Annotated in this window: 22 protein-coding genes; 15 read left to right on the top strand and 7 right to left on the bottom strand. The window is 38.4% G+C overall.

The genetic code is table 11. The annotated features are described in order from the left end of the window. Nucleotides 1-64: 64 nt before the first annotated feature. Entirely contained in the window at nucleotides 65-1,291 is a 1,227-nt protein-coding gene (locus LG276_RS22180) for an MFS transporter (protein WP_289434899.1), read from the top strand. A gap of 168 nt (nucleotides 1,292-1,459) precedes the next feature. Here the strand turns inward: LG276_RS22180 and LG276_RS22175 are convergent, their stop codons facing one another. Further along, nucleotides 1,460-2,095, bottom strand: coding sequence for an aspartate/glutamate racemase family protein (locus tag LG276_RS22175; protein ID WP_404292917.1), 636 nt, complete (start codon nucleotides 2,093-2,095; stop codon nucleotides 1,460-1,462). Nucleotides 2,096-2,217: 122 nt separating this feature from the next. Here LG276_RS22175 and LG276_RS22170 point away from each other — a divergent pair, with 122 nt between their 5' ends. The 3 genes from LG276_RS22170 (at nucleotide 2,218) to LG276_RS22160 (ending at nucleotide 3,859) form a co-directional block, all read left to right on the top strand. Then, nucleotides 2,218-2,883, top strand: a complete 666-nt coding sequence (locus tag LG276_RS22170) for a uracil-DNA glycosylase (RefSeq protein ID WP_404292915.1) — start codon at nucleotides 2,218-2,220, stop codon at nucleotides 2,881-2,883. Nucleotides 2,884-3,119: 236 nt separating this feature from the next. Then, entirely contained in the window at nucleotides 3,120-3,425 is a 306-nt protein-coding gene (locus LG276_RS22165) for a YwdI family protein (RefSeq protein ID WP_251162341.1), read from the top strand. A gap of 62 nt (nucleotides 3,426-3,487) precedes the next feature. Then, entirely contained in the window at nucleotides 3,488-3,859 is a 372-nt protein-coding gene (locus LG276_RS22160; protein WP_095371531.1) for a DUF423 domain-containing protein, read from the top strand. A 329-nt stretch (nucleotides 3,860-4,188) separates the two neighbouring features. On the opposite strand, the gene gerQ is transcribed toward LG276_RS22160, so the two are convergent. The 3 genes from gerQ to hemQ form a co-directional block, all read right to left on the bottom strand. Beyond that, nucleotides 4,189-4,632 carry a spore coat protein GerQ gene (gerQ, locus tag LG276_RS22155; protein WP_224936801.1) on the bottom strand — a complete coding sequence of 148 codons (444 nt, stop codon included), beginning with the start codon at nucleotides 4,630-4,632 and terminating at the stop codon, nucleotides 4,189-4,191. A gap of 20 nt (nucleotides 4,633-4,652) precedes the next feature. Next, entirely contained in the window at nucleotides 4,653-5,075 is a 423-nt protein-coding gene (locus LG276_RS22150) for a cell wall hydrolase (RefSeq protein ID WP_224936800.1), read from the bottom strand. Nucleotides 5,076-5,210: 135 nt separating this feature from the next. Beyond that, nucleotides 5,211-5,963 carry a hydrogen peroxide-dependent heme synthase gene (gene hemQ, locus LG276_RS22145; protein WP_404292913.1) on the bottom strand — a complete coding sequence of 251 codons (753 nt, stop codon included), beginning with the start codon at nucleotides 5,961-5,963 and terminating at the stop codon, nucleotides 5,211-5,213. Nucleotides 5,964-6,253: 290 nt separating this feature from the next. Here hemQ and pta point away from each other — a divergent pair, with 290 nt between their 5' ends. Continuing rightward, a complete protein-coding gene (gene pta / locus LG276_RS22140; protein ID WP_281203249.1) occupies nucleotides 6,254-7,231 on the top strand; it encodes a phosphate acetyltransferase in 978 nt (325 codons plus the stop codon). A gap of 27 nt (nucleotides 7,232-7,258) precedes the next feature. Next, the gene (locus LG276_RS22135) at nucleotides 7,259-8,101 is read left to right on the top strand and encodes a lipoate--protein ligase family protein (protein ID WP_224936797.1); all 843 of its coding nucleotides are present in this window, start codon (nucleotides 7,259-7,261) and stop codon (nucleotides 8,099-8,101) included. A gap of 215 nt (nucleotides 8,102-8,316) precedes the next feature. On the opposite strand, the gene LG276_RS22130 is transcribed toward LG276_RS22135, so the two are convergent. Continuing rightward, entirely contained in the window at nucleotides 8,317-9,048 is a 732-nt protein-coding gene (locus LG276_RS22130; RefSeq protein ID WP_263624192.1) for an RsfA family transcriptional regulator, read from the bottom strand. Nucleotides 9,049-9,402: 354 nt separating this feature from the next. On the opposite strand from LG276_RS22130, the gene LG276_RS22125 reads away from it, so the two are divergent. The 3 genes from LG276_RS22125 (at nucleotide 9,403) to LG276_RS22115 (ending at nucleotide 11,782) form a co-directional block, all read left to right on the top strand. Continuing rightward, nucleotides 9,403-10,704: an HD domain-containing protein gene (locus tag LG276_RS22125; protein ID WP_404292911.1), complete on the top strand. Its 1,302-nt coding sequence runs from the start codon at nucleotides 9,403-9,405 to the stop codon at nucleotides 10,702-10,704. Nucleotides 10,705-10,749: 45 nt separating this feature from the next. Beyond that, nucleotides 10,750-11,262 (top strand): YwgA family protein, encoded by a 513-nt coding sequence (locus tag LG276_RS22120; protein ID WP_224936795.1) that lies wholly within the window; start codon nucleotides 10,750-10,752, stop codon nucleotides 11,260-11,262. 178 nt (nucleotides 11,263-11,440) lie between these two features. Then, nucleotides 11,441-11,782 (top strand): hypothetical protein, encoded by a 342-nt coding sequence (locus LG276_RS22115; RefSeq protein WP_404292910.1) that lies wholly within the window; start codon nucleotides 11,441-11,443, stop codon nucleotides 11,780-11,782. 378 nt (nucleotides 11,783-12,160) lie between these two features. On the opposite strand, the gene LG276_RS22110 is transcribed toward LG276_RS22115, so the two are convergent. Continuing rightward, the gene (locus LG276_RS22110) at nucleotides 12,161-12,346 is read right to left on the bottom strand and encodes a 2-hydroxymuconate tautomerase (RefSeq protein ID WP_095371543.1); all 186 of its coding nucleotides are present in this window, start codon (nucleotides 12,344-12,346) and stop codon (nucleotides 12,161-12,163) included. A gap of 222 nt (nucleotides 12,347-12,568) precedes the next feature. Here LG276_RS22110 and LG276_RS22105 point away from each other — a divergent pair, with 222 nt between their 5' ends. Together LG276_RS22105 and LG276_RS22100 are read left to right on the top strand one after the other, a co-directional pair. Then, complete coding sequence (locus tag LG276_RS22105) at nucleotides 12,569-13,225, top strand: site-2 protease family protein (protein ID WP_224936793.1); 657 nt, start codon at nucleotides 12,569-12,571, stop codon at nucleotides 13,223-13,225. A gap of 18 nt (nucleotides 13,226-13,243) precedes the next feature. Further along, nucleotides 13,244-13,750, top strand: a complete 507-nt coding sequence (locus LG276_RS22100) for a YwhD family protein (protein ID WP_224936792.1) — start codon at nucleotides 13,244-13,246, stop codon at nucleotides 13,748-13,750. A 195-nt stretch (nucleotides 13,751-13,945) separates the two neighbouring features. Here the strand turns inward: LG276_RS22100 and LG276_RS22095 are convergent, their stop codons facing one another. Next, complete coding sequence (locus LG276_RS22095; RefSeq protein ID WP_281203252.1) at nucleotides 13,946-16,024, bottom strand: transglycosylase domain-containing protein; 2,079 nt, start codon at nucleotides 16,022-16,024, stop codon at nucleotides 13,946-13,948. A 419-nt stretch (nucleotides 16,025-16,443) separates the two neighbouring features. Here LG276_RS22095 and speE point away from each other — a divergent pair, with 419 nt between their 5' ends. From speE to argS, 4 genes are all read left to right on the top strand, one after another. Next, nucleotides 16,444-17,271 (top strand): spermidine synthase, encoded by an 828-nt coding sequence (gene speE, locus LG276_RS22090; RefSeq protein ID WP_224936790.1) that lies wholly within the window; start codon nucleotides 16,444-16,446, stop codon nucleotides 17,269-17,271. Between the two features lie 12 nt (nucleotides 17,272-17,283). Beyond that, nucleotides 17,284-18,156, top strand: a complete 873-nt coding sequence (gene speB / locus LG276_RS22085; RefSeq protein ID WP_224936789.1) for an agmatinase — start codon at nucleotides 17,284-17,286, stop codon at nucleotides 18,154-18,156. A gap of 272 nt (nucleotides 18,157-18,428) precedes the next feature. Beyond that, a complete protein-coding gene (locus LG276_RS22080; RefSeq protein ID WP_224936788.1) occupies nucleotides 18,429-18,869 on the top strand; it encodes a DUF1934 domain-containing protein in 441 nt (146 codons plus the stop codon). Continuing rightward, nucleotides 18,870-20,540, top strand: coding sequence for an arginine--tRNA ligase (gene argS, locus LG276_RS22075; RefSeq protein ID WP_281203253.1), 1,671 nt, complete (start codon nucleotides 18,870-18,872; stop codon nucleotides 20,538-20,540). Nucleotides 20,541-20,648: the final 108 nt, after the last annotated feature.

The raw sequence follows: 20,648 nt of genomic DNA, 5'->3' as shown, positions 1-20,648 counted from the left end.
GATCTGTTTTTTAATGGTTATGATTTAATATTTAGGTGAAAGTATTCAAAAAGGAGAATGAAAGGTGAGTTCAATTTTTAAAAACCGCTTTATTTATTGTATCCTTTTCTCTGCCTTATTTCTTCAAATGGGTATTTGGATAAGGAACTTTTCGATATTACTATTTGTTACTGAACAAACGAATGGAAACGCTATAGCCATTTCTTTTATAATGCTTGCGGAGTATGCCCCCATTTTTTTGTTTTCTTTCCTAGGAGGAACATTTGCAGACCGTTGGCGACCAAAGAAGACGATGGTATGGTGTGATATTCTTACGGCAATATCAATTTTTGCTATTTTTGCTGCGCTACTTTTTAGTACTTGGAAAGTTGTCTTTTTTATTACTTTAATTTCTGCAGTGCTTTCCCAGCTTTCACAACCAGCGGGTATGAAGTTATTTAAGCAAAATCTCCCAGACAAACTATTACAGCCTGCGATGTCTCTTTATCAAACCTTATCTGCTGTTTTTATGATAATGGGGCCGGTCATTGGTACCATTGTTTATGAAAACTTAGGCCTTCTCCCTTCCATTTTAATCACTGGAAGTGCCTTTCTATTATCTGCTCTTTCGTTGGTTTTCATTACAGAGAGTAAAAATATTGAAAGGGAGTCGTCCATACATATAGCCAATATTTTGGATGATATGAGGGGTGGAATAAAATACGTCCTTAAAAATAATCAATTAAAAGCGCTGGGGGCATGTTTCTTATTTGCAGGACTAGCAGTAGGGCTCATTCAACCAATGAACATTTTTATTGTCATGGAAAAATTGTCATTAGGAACAGAGTATTTACAGTGGCTTCTAATGATAAATGGCTTAGGAATGGTGATTGGTGGAGTAATATCATTTACTTTATCTAGTAAGATACAACCGATGAAGTTTTTAGCAATAGGAGTGGCAATGACCGCGATATCTATAAGTATAATTGGCTATTCAACAGTACTTACGCTAACACTATTAGGACAATTTTTATATGGGGTATTTCTTCCGGTTATTCAAATAGGCATTCATACAATGGTATTAAAAAATACAAATGATCATCTTATAGGAAGGGTCAACGGTATTTTAGTGCCTCTGTTTAGCGGGTCTATGGTAATGAGTATAACATTAGTAGGCATATTAAAAAGTGTGGTATCAGTAACTTTTATCTTTCAAGTGTCTGCTTGTTTATTCCTTGTTGCTTTGGCGATTATTTTACGAAACACAAAGCAGCAGTCATTGAATGAACCAGGACAAGCTAGAAATGTTTAATGTGTGAAGCTACTAAATAGTGAGCAACTACTATATGAATTTATCATTCCTTGTGAATAGGTGGCTTCATTTGAATCCGTATCGATACAAACATTTCTTAATAAAAATGAACAGTAGAGCAATTTAGTGAATAAAAGAAACAAGCAGTGATTATGCTTGTTTCTTAAATCATTTTTGCAGTATATATTGAAAACACCGTTTCGCAGTTGCTTCCGGTGCAACAAGAATAGGGGTGTTGGGTGTCACTTGGTTAGCTACATGTGCCATGCTGTATTGCGAGAGGGCGATGACATCTACCTTCCCATCCATTTCCGCCACCATTCTCCTGACTCTTTCGTCATGTTCTTCTTTTTTTCCTTCAAAAAGTAGATGGATGATGCCAGGATCAACAACAGATTCAATGGCACAGTTCGGCTGACGTGCTTGTAGGTAATTAATTAGCGCTTCGGGTGTTTCTCTGACGGTAGAAATTAAACCGATTCGATTATATTCTAAAGCCTCATCTAGCATCGCTTCGTCTGAACGGAACATTTTCACTCGACAAAGTGGTTGAAGGATAGCTGTTAAAGGATTGAATGCCGAACAAGTTAGTTGAATACAATCAGGGCGAGCTTCCGCTGCTAAAGAGACAGATTTTGAAAAGCGCCGAGCAATTTCTGGTGTCAATGAGCCGCTTTCTTCAATCATCGTCAGTAAGTGAGTATCCATGAAATGTAATAATTCAACCTCAGGCGCCACTTTTCTAAACGCTTCTTCTATAGGCTTTAAAGCAGTCGTTGTTGCGTGTATTAAGGCAACCTTCATTTTATCTATCACCTCATCCTTTCCGCTTTCGTGCTTTCATTTCCGAGCAGTTAATTGTATTCTCTATAGTATATCTAATAATCAATGAAAATAGTATAAAAACTAATGAAGGAGAGAAAGAGATGAATTCGGATTGGCAGAAAAGACTTTCTCCGGAGAAAGAAAAGCCTTACTTCCAAAAGTTGATGAGCTTTTTAGAACAGGAATATCGGAATCATACGATTTATCCTGTAAAGGGAAATATCTTTAATGCATTGGAATATACAAGCTTTGAAGAGACAAAAGTGGTTATCCTTGGTCAAGACCCATATCATGGTGCCAATCAGGCGCATGGCTTAAGCTTTTCGGTACAACCTGGTGTGAAAATACCTCCGTCTCTACGAAATATATATAAAGAATTAGCAACAGATATTGGTTGTCCCATACCTAACCATGGTTGCCTCATTTCTTGGGCGAAGCAGGGGGTATTATTATTAAATACGGTATTAACAGTAAGAGAAGGAGAGGCCAATGCTCATCGTGGACAAGGGTGGGAAGAGTTTACGAATCATATTATTACTACTTTAAATCATAGAGAGAAGCCTATTATTTTTGTGTTGTGGGGGAAGCCCGCGCAAGCGAAGTTAAAGTTAATTAATACAGAAAAACATGCCACTATCCTCGCGCCCCATCCGAGTCCGTTATCTGCTCATAGAGGCTTCTTTGGTAGCAAGCCATTCTCAAAAATTAATCAAAAATTGTTAGAATGGGGAGAGAAACCGATAGATTGGAAAATAGACAATATATAAGACTTTTCGTCATGTTTCACGTGAAACGAGAGGGGTGCTGTCGAAATGCCGGAGAAAAAGGTAAGCTGTGTCAAATGTAAGTATTTCTATGTTACATGGGATCAAAGATTTCCCAGAGGCTGCAAGGCATTTGGTTTTAAAACAAAAAAATGGCCATCGATGGAGGTTCATACTGCGTCAGGGCAATCGTGTTTGCGTTTTGAAAAGAAGAACTGATACACTATAGGAAGAAAAAGATGGTAGATGAAGTAGGTGAATACATGAGTATTTCAATCGAGAAAATGCTAAGTAAAATGGAAGCTGAGATTATTGAGGCGAAAGGGTTAAATGAATCGGCAGTAAGAGAAAGAGTCCATGCTATTAAAACGTTGTGTGAAGTGATTCTTGATCAATCAACGGGAGTAGTACGGACTGCGCAAACGCAGCAACAACCGATGGTAACTCCTCAGACGAATATCCCCGGTCCTCAACAGGTAAGCCTGAATGAAAAACCAATGAAAATGGGTGATGAGGCAAACGGTGAGTCGATTTTTGACTTTTAAGGAGTAGCTTTACTTTACCTGTTATACTAAATACATACTTAAAAGAAAGAGGCTGAAAATAAATGAAGCTTTTCATCATTATTGGGGCGATTTTTGCCTTTCTAGCTGTTGCATTTGGTGCATTTGGAGCCCATGCTTTAGAAGGTAAAGTAGTAGGCAAGTATATGGATAATTGGCAAACGGCTGTACAATATCAAATGTTCCATGCTATTGGAATTTTTATTGTTGCTTTATTATTATCGAAAATGCCAGACTCTTCCTTATTAACTTGGTCTGGCTGGTTAATGGCATTTGGTATCTTATTTTTCTCTGGAAGTTTATATATCTTAGCATTAACGAAAATATCCATATTAGGCGCCATTACACCTATTGGTGGTGTAGCATTCCTTGTCGGTTGGGTACTTATTCTTGTATTTGCTGTAAAACACTTATAATATAATGAAGGGCTGAACATTTATGATGTTCAGCCCTTTTTCAACAGAAAGTATAAAATTTTTCAATGAGTTATCATGTCTAGCTCCAGCGTCATGGAGCTCGAGGTCATAAGTCAAAGCTGTCTATGAGGTAAAGGGCAACCTCAAAGCCATCTTCGTCTTATGCTTGTCGCTCCAGAGCGAGCCGCTTCCGCTTTTCATCATGTCTAGCTCCAGCGTCATGGAGCTCGAGGTCATAAGTCAAAGCTGTCTATGAGGTAAAGAACAACCTCAAAGCCATCTTCGTCTTATGCTTGTCGCTCCAGAGCGAGCCGCTTCCGCTTTTCTGCTTACCTTGGGTTGTATTGTGTTAATTGCGCTGGATAATAGTATTCAATCTCCTCAGGGAAAACAACATAATCTAAATAAATCATTGGGATTAAGTAGCGCTCACCTGTTTCGGGATCACTAATAATGACATGATCACGTCCAGCTGCTTCAATGATTCCTTTAAACACTTTGGCATTCCATTGTGAATTATTTTCAAATGTTGTATAGATGGATGCAAGCTTGCCGCGATTTAATCTGAGAATATTTTCAATAAAGGATTGTTCCATTGGCAGTTGACCTGTTGATTGACCTTGAACGTTTGTTGGCATCCCTTGTGTTGGTATGTTTACTGAAGGTGGTTGAGTGTTGAAATTCTGTTGAGGCTGCTGCTGATATTGGTTGTTGTATTGCTGTTGTTGTTGTTGGGGATTCCCACCATAATAAGGATAACCTTGTTGAGTCATTGCACTTCCCTCCAAATAAATTAATAAACAGATGGGCAATCTGATTCGGTAGGGATGTAGAAACAGTGTGATTTGAACCTACCTGAATTCCATTGGTTATACCATTGTGCTGGACAATCGCCACCTGGTCTAAAAAACCATAAAGCATTACTAGCAGGGTGTTGCCTTTCGCCTTTTAAAGCTCTTCTTGCTAAGTTCAATTCATTCGATCGTGCCGCTTGATAAAAATAGCCTTTCTGCGTTGCTTCAAACCCACCAGGATTTTGAAAAACCATTTGCCTAATGGATGTAATGTCTTTAAAATCCAAGCAATTACCAAGGACGCGATTGACGCCGACATTGCCAACCATTAACATACCAAGATTTCCTTCACCTTCTGCTTCTGCACGCAAAAGTCTTGCTAGTAGCTTTACATCTGCTTCTGTGTAGGCTATCACGCCCATACAATCACCTCTTAAAAAGTTTGCCATGTTGCTAGATAGAGGCTTATTCATAAACTCACTATTTATAACTATGTATAAGCCTTTTCTTTTATGACAAAAAAACTCCCGCCAATAAATTGACGGGAACGATATCGATTAATTAACATGTAAAAACTTACTTAAATCATTTTCTGGTAAAATGTTACCTACATAGAAGGCACCGAACTCTCCGTAACGAGCACTTACTTCATCAAAACGCATTTCGTATACGAGCTTTTTGAATTGTAGCACATCATCGGCAAATAAAGTGACGCCCCACTCATAATCGTCAAATCCGACTGAGCCAGTGATGATTTGTTTAACTTTGCCAGCATAAGAGCGTCCGATGAGACCATGGCTGCGCATTAATTCACGACGTTGATCCATTGGGAGCATATACCAGTTGTCCTCACCTTGTCTACGCTTATCCATTGGATAGAAGCAAACATATTTCGCTTGTGGAAGTGTTGGATATAATCGACTTCTCACATGAGGATTCTGATAAGGGTCTTCATTAGAATCTCCTGCCATATAGTTACTTAATTCAACGACAGAAACGTAAGAGAAAGTCGGAATCGTATATTCTGCTAATTTTGTTTTATTGAATTCATTTTCTAGCTCATTTAATTCTTCCATTGTTGGGCGTAAAAGCATCATCATAAAGTCTGCTTTTTGACCGACAATTGTATATAGTGCATGGCTACCTTGCTCGGCAGCTTGCGTGGTGTTCCATTTATCAACCAGTGATAGAAATTCGTGAATAGCGGCTTCACGCTCATCGCTAGAAATCATTTTCCATGTAGTCCAATCGATGGCACGGAAGTCATGGAGACAATACCAGCCGTCAAGAGTTTTTGCTGCTTCGTTCATTGTCATCGCTCCTCATATATGTACTATTTACTTCATGTTTACTATACCATAGTTTAGCCAGCAAACCACACGATTAAAACCAGCTAGTGTTGATTAGTTATTTTGCTTAATGGATAGGTTATAAGTATGATATGAATGAAGCGCTTCAGTGCACTGTTTTATTAAAAAGAATTCATTTTTTAGAATTAACCGACATTTGCCTTTTCTATTGCTATTTAACGAGCGGTCTATTGTAATGGAAGAAGAGAAGAAATAATTGTATTTTAAATGATTAATTGGAGGGGCTTAATATGAGCAACTTATTTGAAATAATGAAAGCAAAAATAAACGGGAAGAGTTTGAAAATCGTTTTTCCTGAAGGCACAGACGATAGAATTCTTGTAGCTGCCAGTCGCTTAGCTGAGGAAGGCATTCTTGTACCTATTTTACTTGGAGATGAAGAGGGAATTACTAATCAGGCCACTAAATTAGGGGTTTCTTTAGAAAATTGTACAATCATTGACCCGAAAAATAGTGAGTATATGGATGAATTGCTTCCTGTATTCGTCGACAGGAGAAAAGGGAAAGTAACAGCGGAAGCAGCAAAGGAAATTCTTTTGGATGGAAACTATTTTGGAACGATGCTTGTTTATGCAAACAAAGCGGACGGCTTGGTAAGTGGCGCGGCACATTCAACAGCAGACACTGTCCGACCGGCATTACAAATCATTAAAACAAAAGCAGGGGTGAAAAGGACCTCTGGTGTATTTATTATGGTTCGTGGGGAAGAACAATATGTCTTTGCTGACTGTGCGATCAATATTTCCCCTGATGCAGAAGGATTAGCAGAAATCGCTGTAGAGAGTGCCAAAACAGCAAAAATGATGGATATTGATCCTCGTGTGGCTATGTTGAGCTTTTCGACAAAAGGATCTGCAAATTCTCCAGAAACTGATAAGGTCATTGAGGCAGTAACTATGGCCAAAGAAAAAAATCCAGAGCTTGTCATTGATGGAGAACTTCAGTTTGACGCAGCGTTCGTACCTTCTGTCGCAGAGAAAAAAGCGCCGGGTTCACCAATCAATGGCCAAGCTAATGTCTTTGTATTCCCAAGCCTTGAAGCAGGGAATATTGGCTATAAGTTAGCGCAAAGATTAGGCGGATTTGAAGCGGTAGGTCCGATTTTACAAGGTTTGAATCAACCGGTTAATGATCTTTCCCGCGGTTGTAATGAGGAAGATGTCTATAAGCTTGCGATTATTACGGCTAGTCAAGCTTTAGTCGAATAGTTCTTAAATGGTAAAGGAGCAGAAGGAATGGAAGAGGCTTTAAATTTATTAGAACAAAAAGAATGGCGTATAATTGATCAGTCGCAATCAGGGCGATTTGTCAGTGCACTTCACTCTTTCGGTATGGATGATACTTTATGCGCTTCGGTTGGAGCGGGACTCTCTCCTGCTACTGCGAGAAGCTGGGTGCATGACCGCACAATCGTACTTGGTATTCAAGATACAAAACTGCCTTTTATTAACGCAGGGGTTCAATTTTTACAGCAACAAGGTTATGACTGTATTGTGCGGAATTCAGGTGGGCTTGCGGTTGTTCTCGATGAAGGTGTCTTGAATATTACTTTAGTGCTGCAGGAAACGGAAAAAGGTATTGATATTAACCGTGGATATGATGCGATGTGGTTTTTAGTGAAAGAAATGTTCGCTGATTTTCCCGTAGAAATTGAAGCGAAAGAGATCACCAAGTCCTACTGTCCAGGGAGTTATGATCTAAGCATTGGTGACCAGAAATTTGCAGGCATTTCACAACGCAGATTGAGAAAGGGTGTCGCTGTGCAAATCTACCTTTGTGTAAATGGCAGTGGCAGTGAACGAGCGCAACTCATTCAAGAATTTTACCGTATTAGTAAAGAGGATGAGAAGACTAAGTTTACTTATCCTGACATTGATCCAACAGTGATGGCTTCGCTAGCTGAACTACTCCAAACGGAATTCACCATAGAAGATGTGATGCTCCGCTTCCTACAAACATTAAAGAAATATAGTGGCACGCTTCATTCAGGTCAGTTAACCGTTACTGAAGCACCAATGTTTGAAAACTATTTCGACCGTGTAGTCGATAGAAACGAAAAAATCATGAACAAGAAATAATATGAGTCCAGACAGCTCCCGAATAATTTGCAGATTTTAGAATGAAACAGGTGCTCTTTTGCTTGTTTTACCACTGGTGAAGAACTTATCAAATGTACGAATAAATCTTAATCTAGTAAGTCACGCAAAATAGAAAGAAAATAACTGAGTAAGCTGATTCAGCCTTTTACTCAGTTATTTTTATAAGTGATTGTGGTAAACCACAGTCTAATCATTTATTCTGCTAGTTTTTCTAAATTGCCATTACGATCCATTTTGAATTTAGTGGCGGTTCTTTCCTCATCATCTAAAATCGCTAATTTTCGAGCACGGTTCATAATATTCATTAATGTCTCGTAATCTTCTTGGATAGTGACACTATTCTGCTCTAGCTTGCTTACTCTTGCCGCTAATTCTTGGTTTCTAGCCTTTAAAGAAGCATTCTCGCGCTTAAGTCTTTCATTCTCATTTTTTAAGATATCCAGTTTAATACTTGAGTGACTTAATGATTCAAGGTATTGAATGACACTTGCCATCGTCATATTAGATGATGAAGTTTCCTCCGTTTTGAATACAGGTGTTTCCACTTCTTCAGTAGGAGTCGCATTAGTTGTTGTGACTTCAGGTTCTTCAAATAGCAAATCATTCATCGGCTCCATCGCTGTTTCTACGTCATCTAATGTAGGAACTGGTGGTGAATATAATAGTTTTTTCTTTCCACCTTGCTCTTTGCCAAGCATTCTTTGTCGTTGCTTTCGTTGTTTTTTTGCTAGTTGAAGGGCTTTTTCATATTGGTGCCGTACAACTGCATTCCAGCGAAACCCGCAAGCAGCTGATGTGCGATTCAACTTATCTCCAACTTCTTCAAATGCATTTAATTGCGTACTACCTTCACGTACATGCCTTAAAACCGTTTCTGCTAATAATAAATCATTTTCCTCTGACCATGCATCTTGACGTACTTTCATGATCTCAACTCCCTAAATTTTTATAATAGTTAAGCTTTAGCAATAGGATTGTCAAGAATAAAAGGTTTTATACATTCTATGTTTGAAAGGATAGTAGAAGATGATTTCTAATAGATACGTATGGTAAATCATGTTAAAAATGTCGAAAAAAATTCTCATTTCGCCAAAAAACAACTAGGACAGGGGTTCGTATGTGCAGGAGAGGTTGGTCTATTACATTCGGGGGGTGAAACAAAAGAAAGAGAAAGATATAATAGGGGAAGAAAAAAACAGATGAAGAGCAGTCAAATGTTTGAATGTAAAAAAAGAAGTTAATATATTGGTTATGTCTATATAAAAAAAGGAGGTGTCATGATGTCATATGCGACAGAAAAATTAACTGAAGAAAAGGTATTTAAAGATCCTGTTCACCGTTATATTCACGTGAAAGATCGTCTTATCTGGGATTTGATTGGTACTAAAGAATTCCAACGTCTAAGAAGGATTAAACAGTTAGGAACAACCTTTCTTACCTTTCACGGAGCGGAACATAGCCGGTTTAATCATTCGCTTGGTGTCTATGAAATTGTTAGGCGAATTGTCGATGATGTCTTCAAAGGACGTCCAGAGTGGAATGATGACGATCGTTTATTAACCCTTTGTGCAGCATTGTTACATGATTTAGGTCATGGGCCGTTCTCGCATTCTTTTGAAAAGGTATTTGGCTTAGATCATGAAAATTTTACAAAGAAAATTATTCTCAGTAACACAGAAGTCAACAATGTGTTAAGAAGAGTAAGTGATGATTTTCCAAAAAAAGTAGAAGAAATAATTGCGAAAACGTCTAAAAACAAATTAGTTATCAGTTTAATCTCTAGTCAAATTGATGCCGACCGGATGGATTACTTACAAAGAGATGCCTATTTTACAGGCGTGAGTTATGGTCATTTTGATATGGAACGTATTTTACGAGTGATGAGGCCAAGGGAAGACCAGGTTGTGATTAAACAAAGTGGCATGCATGCTGTTGAGGATTACATAATGAGTCGATACCAAATGTATTGGCAAGTGTATTTTCACCCTGTAACGAGAAGTGCAGAGGTAATCTTAACAAAAATTCTCCATAGGGCAAAGGCTCTATATGAAGCATCTTATCAGTTCAAACAAGCCCCTGCTCATTTTTATTCTTTATTTAAAGGCGAAATAACGGTGGATGATTACATTCATCTGGATGAATCAATTTCTCTATACTATTTCCAAATGTGGCAGTGGGAAGAAGATGAGATTTTAAGTGATTTAGCGCAACGTTTCTTAGACCGTCATCTCTTTAAGTATGTTGAATTTGACCCAGCCAAGGAATATAAGAAACTGTCAGAGCTGTCTATATTATTTTTAAAAGCGGGAATTGACCCTGAATATTACTTAGTTGTCGATTCTTCCTCTGATTTACCTTATGATTTTTATCGACCGGGTGAAGAAGAGGAGCGTTTACCGATTCATTTATTATCGAAAAATGGAGAGGTAAGGGAATTATCTCGGGAATCATCGATTGTTGATGCTATCTCAGGTAAAAGAAGGACCGATCATAAATTATACTATCCTGCCAATCTCCTTCATGATGAAGGGCCACATAAAGAGATTAAGAAACAAATACGAAAATTACTAGACTTAGAATAAAAAAGTTCGAATCGAACGTAATAAATAATTAGGAGATGAATCAATGTGCTGAAAGACCATGCAAAAATCATTCATGCCATTGCTGCCTCGGATGAAATTGTCGGCCGTAAAAAGCTACAAAAAATGATTTACATTGCAAAAAAAATCAATTATCCTTTTCATGAGAAATTTGCCTTTCACTTTTATGGACCTTATTCAGAAGAACTCACTCTTCGTATTGAAGAACTATGCAATATGGGATTCTTGAATGAAATTAAAGAAAAAAAAGGTGGATACTATCAATATCGTTATACACTAACCGAATCGGGAACAGAATTTCTAGAATTAAATGAAGTAAATATGCCTCATTTAAAAGACTGTCTCGTTGATATGAATGAACAATCAGCAAGATTTCTAGAGCTAGTATCCACTGTCTTATACTTCGAGGAACTGCCTAAAGAAGAAGTAAAGGAAAAGATCTTCACGCTCAAAAGCAAACAACGATATACAGAAGAAGAGATTAACCAAGCTTATCACTATATCGATGCCTTAAATACAAAAGCCGCTATCCTATCATAGGAGCGGTCTTTTTCATATTGAGGTTGTTTATATTTATGCTCGTGTGGAAATGATATTGCGTGACTTAATCGTTAATAAGAATTGAGTGCTTCTGTTTTGATGGATTAGAGTTTGTGAGTCACTCAGAAAGAGAAAAGGAACTGAGTGCTTCGCAAATGAGGTTTGTGAGTCACTCAAGGTGAGAAAAGAGAATGAGCGCTTCGCAGCTGAGGTTTGTGAATCACTCAGAAAGAGAAAAGGAACTGAGCGCTTCGCAAATGAGGTTTGCGAGTCACTCAAGGTGAGAAAAGAGAATGAGCGCTTTGCAGCTGAGGTTTGTGAATCACTCAGAAAGAGAAAAGGAACTGAGCGCTTCGCAAATGAGGTTTGCGAGTCACTCAAGGTGAGAAAAGAGAATGAGTGCTTCGCAAATGAGGTTTGCGAGTCACTCAAGGTGAGAAAAGAGAATGAGCGCTTCGCAAAAGAAGTTTGTGAGTCACTCAGAAAGAGAAAAGGTACTGAGAGCACAACTAAACCGTAAAAATACACATATTTCATGCTGTATTTTTACGCTCTTACTTACGCGCATAAAATTTAATTTGTTCCGGCTTATCCTCACCCTGGAAAGTTTCTTCATGTCTGAAAAGAAAACGTTGTATTTCCCTCAGAATGGCGTAGTTCTCTTAAATCTAATGGGATCCGGAAGGCGGAGCGAAAATTTGATTGGATTCGGCCGAAAATGAGTGAAAAAAAGGATCCGAGAGGAAATTCTGATATGAAGAACCTAGGCAAAATCAATAATAGTGTACAAGAACAATAGAGAATCGTACATGAAGGAATTCACCAGGAACACAAAAAAAATAACCGGCACCAACGAATAACTAACATTGTCAGTGCCGATATATTTCAATCTTGTATTTTATTGGTCGCTCAGACGCTTGCCACCAACAGCATAATGGTTCTTGCTCATTTCTTCTATAAATACAGTGATTTTTTCATTTGGAGCACCTGTTGTTTCGCTCACGGCTACTGTGACTTTTTCTACGAGTGCTTTCTTTTGATCTTCTGTACGTCCTTCAAGCATTTTAACAGTTACGTATGGCATAAGTTCTTCCTCCTAAATGAATTCGCGCTGTTTCTGAACAACGATTATTTTAAGTTTTCCATATTTTCTTCATTTAGACAAGCAAATTTATAGTAGCGCATGATTTCCTTATTGCAGGAATGATGCGTTATACTTTAATATGTATGACAAAGATAAGGTTTACATATGGTTAATGAAAAGGTATAAAACACTCATTCATGAGTTAAAAAAGGGGATTAAAGTGTGGAACAATTCTTAGCCTATCCACTTAGGGATATTCCCTATGTAGCTATCACGTTAATTATTGCCTTCACTCTTCATGAGCTTGCACATGCTTGGGTCGCCTATAAATTTGGTGATCCAACGGCAAAAAATCAAGGCAGATTGACGTTGAATCCCATTAGTCATTTAGATCCAATTGGGACACTCTTAATTTTTATAGCGGGTTTTGGGTGGGCGAGACCAGTCCCTGTTAACCGCTTCTTTTTTAAAAATCCGAGGCTTGCTGGTGTATGTGTTTCTTTAGCTGGTCCATTGAGTAATTTTGTTTTGGCTACATTTGCTTTAGGTTTATGGTATTGGTTAATTGGAAATGGTTATACAGTGCCGGAGTCGTTGCTCGCGTTTCTCAATATTTTTATTGGTCTAAATATGCTTCTTTTCATATTTAATTTAATCCCTTTGCCGCCTTTAGATGGCTATCGGGTGATTGCAGATTTAGTACCAAATGATTGGCGAGCGAAGATGACGTCAATTGAGAATTATGGAGGTCTTATTTTTCTCATCCTTGTGATTACACCGCTCAGTCAATATACGATTAGCCCTATCCTGAATACATTACTTCCAGCGATTATGGAAAACCTAAGCGCATTCTTTTATACATTATTTGTGAGATCATAGATGAAGGAGGAGTTTCAAATGGCAGAGAATAAGAAAAAAATGGAGTTTAATATTATTAAAAGTGACCCAACCGAGGGGCATGGTGGATTCGGGGCCGGTGCTTTTAGTTTAGATAATGTCTCGCCGGTTATTATAGATGTCAATGAAAAAGAGGCTTCAATCGAGGTTGGGGCAATGCATGCCCGCAGCCCACAAGAAAAAGGCATTAAGTTTTTAAAAACAAAAGAAGAAGTCCCTAATGGAAAGCCGTACTGGTTAATCTGGGTAACGGTAGAACGTGGGGAAGAAGGTACGTATTATGCGGGTGTAACAGCTTGTGAGTTTACAGTTGATCGATCAATTAGAAGAGGGTATAAGTCACTTCCTGAACATGTGAATCGAATGGATAAATCAATTAAAGGTCAAGTAATCGTGGATCATATGGATGTTTCTTCTAAAGAAGTATTAGCAAAATTCCTACAAGATTATGATGCAGGTATGTGGGAGAGATCATCAGAACAACTAAAAACAGATTTGCAAGCATAAGAGACAAATTCAGCCATAATTGTGGCGTATTTGTGACAGTTTATTGAAGGAATTTACAAAGTATTGCTTCAAGTGGATAAAAAAAGTAAACTTAATATTAGTGCGAAGCACTGTATAGAACTAGGACACGAAAAACCTCGGCAGCTACTGTCGAGGTTTTTCATTATTTCTACTATTGTCATGTTTGTGTGCGAATTATGAAGTCCATGGTAATATCTTCTTGTACCAAGGCTTTTTCTCCTTAGGGGTTGGCTCTTTCTCTATTTGTTTTTCCTCTGCATGGTATTCAGGCAGGTGAAGCGAACAGTATTCAGTTGGTTCGGTTCCCTTAATAAAGTAGGTAAGACGTTTGGCAGGGCAATTTTCTGTTGCTAGTTTGCCAGTGGAAGGTTCAACATAAACGCCTACTGTATTCTTTGTTGGTGTGAACTGGCGAATTGGAAGTCCCTGGTGGGCATCTTCCATATAATTCCCCCAAATCTCCTTTGCAAACGCCTTTTCCTTCACAAGGTCGATCGTTTGATTATCATCATAACCTGTCCATACAGCAGTAACGAGCTGGGGAGAGAATCCAGCCATCCAGCTATCAGTCTCCGTCGAACCAGATTTTGCTGCGTATGGTCTTGTGAGTTGATTGCTAATAGTAGATCCAGTCACACTAGCATAACCATTTAATGTCTGATCAAAAATGCCCGTCATCATCTCTGTCACGACAAAGGCTGTATCCTTATCTAATACTTGCTCATTTGATCCCTTAGCCTCGTAAAGGACATCGCCTTTATAATCCTCAACTCTTGTTATAAAAACAGGGTCAGTACGCTTCCCACCATTAGCCAACATGCTGTATGCATTGGCAAGCTCTGTTACTCTTAATCCGGATGTACCCAGGGCGAGTGAAGGGACTTTGGCCATCTTAGACTGAATACCAAAATCTTTAGCGGTCTTAACGAGCGTTTCTTCACCTAAAAAAAGGTGGGTTTTCACAGCATATATATTATCCGAGAGCGCTAGTGCCTGCGCCATCGTTATATCTCCATCTGCATATTTATTATTATAATTATGAGGTGCATATGTTGATTGTCCATCGTCAAACCGAAAAGTAGTAGGTTTGCTCATTACTGTTGATGCTGGTGTAAATCCTTGTTTAATGGCCGCGTAATATAAAAGGGGCTTCATCGTAGATCCAGGCTGTCTAATCGCTTGTAAAGCTCTATTAAATGAGCTCTCTTCATAATCTGTACCTCCAACCATGGCTTCTACATGTCCATTTTTAGGATTCATTGATACGAGCCCGACTTGCATTGAAGTATCTTCTGTCATCACTTCTTCAATTGTTTTCTCTGCTGTCTCTTGTTTTTGGCGATCTAGTGTTGTGTAAACTCGTAATCCACCAAGTTCAATCATTCTTTCATCAAGGTCTAATTGAGATTTTAGTACAGCTTTGACTGCATCCTGAAAGTAGGGGGCAATAGTGTTCACGTAATATTGATGCTCACCAACGAAAGTAAGCTCTTCATTAAAAGCATTTGCCATTTCCTTTTTCGTAATATATTGATTCCCTACCATAGAAGTTAAGATTAACTTTTGCCTTTGTTTCGCTTTCTCAAATGAGGCAAGAGGTGAGTAGGCACTTGGTCCTTTTGGAATACCTGCGAGCATAGCGGATTCGGCTAAAGTTAAATCAGCTGCATCTTTTCCAAAATAAAACTGACTAGCTGCTTGTGCACCGTAAGCCCTGTTACCGTAATAGATTGTATTTAAATAGCCTTCTAGTATTTGCTCTTTTGTGTAACTCATTTCTATTCTTAGGGTATAAAACGCTTCTTTTATTTTCCTTGTCCACGTTTTATCTTGATCGAGAAAAAGGTTTTTAGCGTATTGCTGACTAATTGTACTCGCACCTTGTACCTTTGCCATTGCTTTTAGGTCTGCCAGCAAGGCGCCAGCAATTCTTTTATAATCAAAGCCATGATGTTCATAGAAACTCTGGTCCTCAATCGCGATCGTCGCATGAATTAAATCTGGGGAAATATCAGTAATATCTGCCCAATACCTTTTCTCCCCTGTGTGACTTTCACCAATAATAGATTCGTCACTTGCCATATATAAAGTGGATTGTGGTACGGCAAGTGGTGGTGGACCTAAAATTTTGGCATAAATGAAAATACCGATGAGCAGGCAGACCACTAACGCTGAACCTATTAAGCTACAAATGACGAGTGCTCGCAAATATTTACCTGCATTTCTAAAGCGCTGATTTGTCATGATTTCCACATATACCACCCCCATTTTAATGTGCTTCGTTTACATATAGTATTGAAAACTATAGGGTATTTTAAACATGCATATTTGTGATTACACGAATCTATAAAGTCTGCATGAAACCCCCGGAATGGGTCAAACATGAATAGTAAAGTCAAAGCCATGAACATAAAAGAGAAAGTCAGGTCATCAAACATCTAAATCGGTTCAATCATATAGCCAAAAAGTCAAAGACGGGTCCGATTTCATAATGAATGAGTGCGAAGATTCTATTAGCCCACTCTTCTTTTTAACGGGTATCTGCTTTTTAACAAAATTTTCACTTGCAATTTTGCTAGAATCCTCTATACTTTTCTCATGTTTGTCATTTTGCTTTTCGGGAACGATAAGGTTAAATGAGGCACTTTTTTAATAGAAAGGATTGAAGAATAATGAGCATTTGGTTTACTGAAAAACAAACAGAGAACTTCGGTATCACGATGAAGGTGAATCGAACTTTACATACGGAACAGACAGATTTTCAAAAGCTAGACATGGTAGAAACAGAAGAGTGGGGCAATATGCTTCTTCTTGATGATATGGTCATGACTTCTGTGAAGGATGAGTTTGTTTATCATGAAATGGTCGCTCATGTGCCTTTATTTACTCACCCAAACCCTGAGAATATCCTCGTTGTCGGTGGTGGAGACGGAGGCGTTATTCGTGAAGTGTTAAAGCACCCTAGCGTGAAAAAAGCGACACTTGTAGATATTGATGGGAAGGTTATTGAATTCTCGAAAAAATACTTGCCAGAAATTGCAGGAAAGCTTGAAGACCCGCGTGTAGAAGTAAAAGTGGGCGATGGCTTCATGCATATTGCTGAAAGTGAAAACGAATATGACGTTATTATGGTCGATTCAACAGAACCAGTGGGCCCGGCAGTTAACTTATTTACTAAAGGTTTTTATGCAGGTATTGCTAAAGCATTGAAGGAAGATGGTTTATTCGTAGCGCAGTCAGATAATCCGTGGTTTAAAGCAGACTTAATCCGCAATGTTCAAAAGGATGTAAAAGAAATTTTCCCAATTACACGTCTGTATGTGGCGAATATCCCTACTTATCCTAGTGGATTATGGGCATTCACTATCGGTTCGAAAAAGCACGATCCACTAAAAGTGGAAGAAGAGCGTTTCCACGAAATTGAGACGAAATATTATACAAAAGAACTACATCAGGCTGCATTTGTACTACCAAAATTTGTTCAAGATTTAGTGGAATAAGGAGGACTCTCTATGCGTTTTGATGAAGCTTATTCAGGAAATGTGTTTATTAAAAGTCATCCGCATTATGAAGACAGCAGTGCTGTTATTTATGGGATGCCAATGGACTGGACAGTCAGCTATCGTCCTGGTTCAAGATTCGGCCCAACAAGAATAAGAGAAGTGTCCATCGGCCTTGAAGAGTATAGCCCTTATTTAGATCGGGAACTAGAAGAAGTGAAATTTTTCGATGCAGGAGATATTCCATTACCATTTGGAAACCCTCAAAAAAGTATCGATATGATAGAGGAATACATTGACGGACTACTTGCAGATAATAAATTCCCTATTGGTATGGGTGGGGAGCATTTAGTTAGCTGGCCAGTCATAAAGGCGATGTATAAGAAATACCCTGACTTAGCGATTATCCATATGGATGCACATACAGATTTACGAGACGATTACGAAGGCGAACCACTTTCTCATAGCACACCAATCAAGAAGGCGGCTAATCTCATTGGTCCAACAAACGTCTATTCATTTGGGATTCGTTCTGGTATGAAAGAAGAGTTTCAATGGGCTAAAGAAGTAGGGATGCATATTTCTAAATTTGAAGTGTTAGCACCTTTGAAGGAAGTTTTGCCACAATTAGCTGGTCGTCCTGTCTATGTGACAATTGACATCGATGTCCTTGATCCTGCACATGCGCCGGGTACAGGTACTGTGGATGCTGGAGGCATTACTTCTAAGGAGCTTTTAGCCTCTATTCATGAAATTGCTCGTGCCAATGTGAATGTAGTTGGCTGTGACCTAGTTGAAGTGGCACCCATTTATGACCCATCAGAACAAACTGCCAATACAGCTAGTAAGCTTATTCGTGAAATGATTTTAGGTTGGGTGAAATAAATTGATGATGCGAACAAATTCTATTATTGGAGAATTTGTTCGTTTTTTATTTGGTTTTGTGTGATATCTTGTGTTTAGTTCAAAAATACAAACTACGTGAAAAGCTTCATCATACGCTTTTCATCAGAAAAGTCCTGTGGACGCCCGTGGTATACTAGTGGTCAAAGTTGTTATTGTATAATTATTCATGACTGGAAGATAACATTAATTTGTTTTATACTAATAAGGTTATAGAAATTTCGTTTGAAACGGTATAAAAGGATGTGGAGGGATTGTCGAAAGTTTTAGATGATCAAATTCCTGTAAAAATAAATGTGAAAACGACCATCCATGATGGGAATAGTAAGGATACTTTTGAATTAACGGCGGTTGGTCGATACTATAAAAAAGGAAATGCTAGATATCTTCAATATGAAGAAGAGATGGATGTAGGCATGGTGAAAACCATTGTAAAAATGACTGAGGATGACGGTTTAATCTTACGAAGTGGTTCGATAAAAATGCGCTTGCCATTTAAAATGCATCAGTCTTTAAGAGGCAATTATACGACCCCATATGGTGTATTTAATTTAAAAACTTTAACGAAGAGAATGGTGCATGAGTTTAAAGAAGAGACAAGCACTGGCTCTATTGATTTGATGTATGATTTAAACATGCAAGGAGCTAAAGCAGGAACCTATCATCTAACCATCGCATTTGAGGAGGAAAACTGAGTGAATATCGTTGAACAGGTGCAACACAATTTGAAACAGGAAATTAAACAAGCTGTCATAAAAGCTGGCTTAGCTGAAGAGGGACAAATTCCTGATGTTATTCTAGAAATACCAAAAGACAAAACGCATGGTGATTATTCTACAAATATGGCAATGCAACTTGCAAGAGTGGCAAAAAAAGCGCCAAAAATGATTGCTGAAGATATCATTACTCACTTTGATCAATCAAAAGCTTCGATTGAAAAGATGGAAATCGCTGGGCCAGGATTTCTGAATTTTTACATGGATAATCGTTATTTAACGAACTTAATTCCTACCGTGTTAGAAGCAGATGAAGCCTACGGTCAAACAAATGTAGGTAATGGCACAAAAGTTCAAGTAGAGTTCGTATCTGCTAATCCAACAGGTGATTTACACCTAGGGCATGCGCGCGGGGCAGCTGTTGGTGATTCATTATCCAACATTCTAGCGAAGGCAGGCTATGATGTTACGCGTGAATACTATATTAACGATGCCGGCAATCAAATTAATAATCTCGCTTATTCTGTAGAAGCCCGTTATTTCCAAGCGTTAGGTATGGAAAAAGAGATGCCGCAAGACGGTTATCATGGGAAAGATATTATTAATATCGGTAAAACACTTGCTAAAGAACATGGTAATGAGTATGTCGATTACGATGCCCAAAAGCGTTTTGACACTTTCCGTGAGTATGGTCTGAAATATGAAATGGAAAAATTAAAAAATGACTTGGAAGATTTTCGTGTTCCTTATGATGTATGGTATTCAGAGACTTCACTTTATCATAATGGAAAAATCGACCGTGCATTGGAAGCATTAAAAGAGAATGGTCATATATACGAAGAAGATGGTGCGACATGGTTCCGCTCTACTACTTTCGGTGATGACAAAGATCGTGTTTTGATTAAAAATGACGGCTCCTATACGTATTTAACACCAGATATTGCTTATCATAAAGATAAATTAGAGCGTGGCTTTGAAAAAATTATTAACGTTTGGGGTGCAGACCATCATGGTTATATCCCGCGTATGAAAGCTGCCATTCAAGCACTTGGCTATAGTAAAGATGCCCTTGAAGTTGAAATTATTCAGCTCGTTCATTTATATAAAAATGGCGAGAAAATGAAAATGAGTAAACGTACAGGTAAAGCAGTAACCATGCGTGATCTTGTAGAGGAAGTCGGTTTAGATGCGACTCGTTATTTCTTCGCGATGAGAAGTGCAGACACTCATTTAGATTTTGATTTAGATTTAGCTGTATCACAGTCTAACGAGAACCCAGTATATTATGCACAATACGCACATGCGCGTATTTCAAGCATCTTAAGACAAGGTGAAGAACAAGGGTTAGTTCTTGACGCCCAAGCTGACTTATCTTTTATCGGAGCAGAAAAAGAACTAGATGTATTGAAGAAAATTGGCGAATTTCCACAAGCAGTAGCTGAAGCAGCTGAGAAGCGCATGCCTCATCGAATTACCAATTATATCTTTGACTTAGCATCTACTTTCCATAGCTTCTATAATGCTGAAAAAGTTTTAGATAGCGAACAGCCTGAAAAGTCAAAAGCAAGACTAGCGCTAATTAAAGCGGTACAAACAACATTGAAAAATGCATTAGCATTGATCGGTGTATCAGCTCCTGAAAAAATGTAAGTGCCGTACAGCAAGCGTCCCACTCATGTAGTGGGCGCTTTTTTTCTTGAAATAAAAATAGATTCACACAATATATTCAGGCTTTGTTGGTTGCTTGCAGAGTAGTAA

Origin of the sequence: Cytobacillus kochii, from assembly GCF_044790165.1 — a bacterium.
Classification (GTDB): domain Bacteria; phylum Bacillota; class Bacilli; order Bacillales; family Cytobacillaceae; genus Cytobacillus; species Cytobacillus kochii.
This window is presented reverse-complemented; position numbering and strand designations above follow the sequence as displayed.

Bases quoted from the DNA above. Each gene is read 5' to 3' on its own strand.
- pta (WP_281203249.1), top strand. From the start codon at position 6,254: ATGAGCAACTTATTTGAAATAATGAAAGCAAAAATAAACGGGAAGAGT.
- LG276_RS22135 (WP_224936797.1), top strand. From the start codon at position 7,259: ATGGAAGAGGCTTTAAATTTATTAGAACAAAAAGAATGGCGTATAATT.
- hemQ (WP_404292913.1), bottom strand. From the start codon at position 5,963: ATGAACGAAGCAGCAAAAACTCTTGACGGCTGGTATTGTCTCCATGAC.
- LG276_RS22125 (WP_404292911.1), top strand. From the start codon at position 9,403: ATGTCATATGCGACAGAAAAATTAACTGAAGAAAAGGTATTTAAAGAT.
- LG276_RS22175 (WP_404292917.1), bottom strand. From the start codon at position 2,095: ATGAAGGTTGCCTTAATACACGCAACAACGACTGCTTTAAAGCCTATA.
- LG276_RS22170 (WP_404292915.1), top strand. From the start codon at position 2,218: ATGAATTCGGATTGGCAGAAAAGACTTTCTCCGGAGAAAGAAAAGCCT.
- LG276_RS22150 (WP_224936800.1), bottom strand. From the start codon at position 5,075: ATGGGCGTGATAGCCTACACAGAAGCAGATGTAAAGCTACTAGCAAGA.
- LG276_RS22165 (WP_251162341.1), top strand. From the start codon at position 3,120: ATGGTAGATGAAGTAGGTGAATACATGAGTATTTCAATCGAGAAAATG.
- LG276_RS22130 (WP_263624192.1), bottom strand. From the start codon at position 9,048: ATGAAAGTACGTCAAGATGCATGGTCAGAGGAAAATGATTTATTATTA.
- LG276_RS22110 (WP_095371543.1), bottom strand. From the start codon at position 12,346: ATGCCATACGTAACTGTTAAAATGCTTGAAGGACGTACAGAAGATCAA.
- speE (WP_224936790.1), top strand. From the start codon at position 16,444: ATGAGCATTTGGTTTACTGAAAAACAAACAGAGAACTTCGGTATCACG.
- speB (WP_224936789.1), top strand. From the start codon at position 17,284: ATGCGTTTTGATGAAGCTTATTCAGGAAATGTGTTTATTAAAAGTCAT.
- LG276_RS22100 (WP_224936792.1), top strand. From the start codon at position 13,244: ATGGCAGAGAATAAGAAAAAAATGGAGTTTAATATTATTAAAAGTGAC.
- gerQ (WP_224936801.1), bottom strand. From the start codon at position 4,632: ATGACTCAACAAGGTTATCCTTATTATGGTGGGAATCCCCAACAACAA.
- LG276_RS22160 (WP_095371531.1), top strand. From the start codon at position 3,488: ATGAAGCTTTTCATCATTATTGGGGCGATTTTTGCCTTTCTAGCTGTT.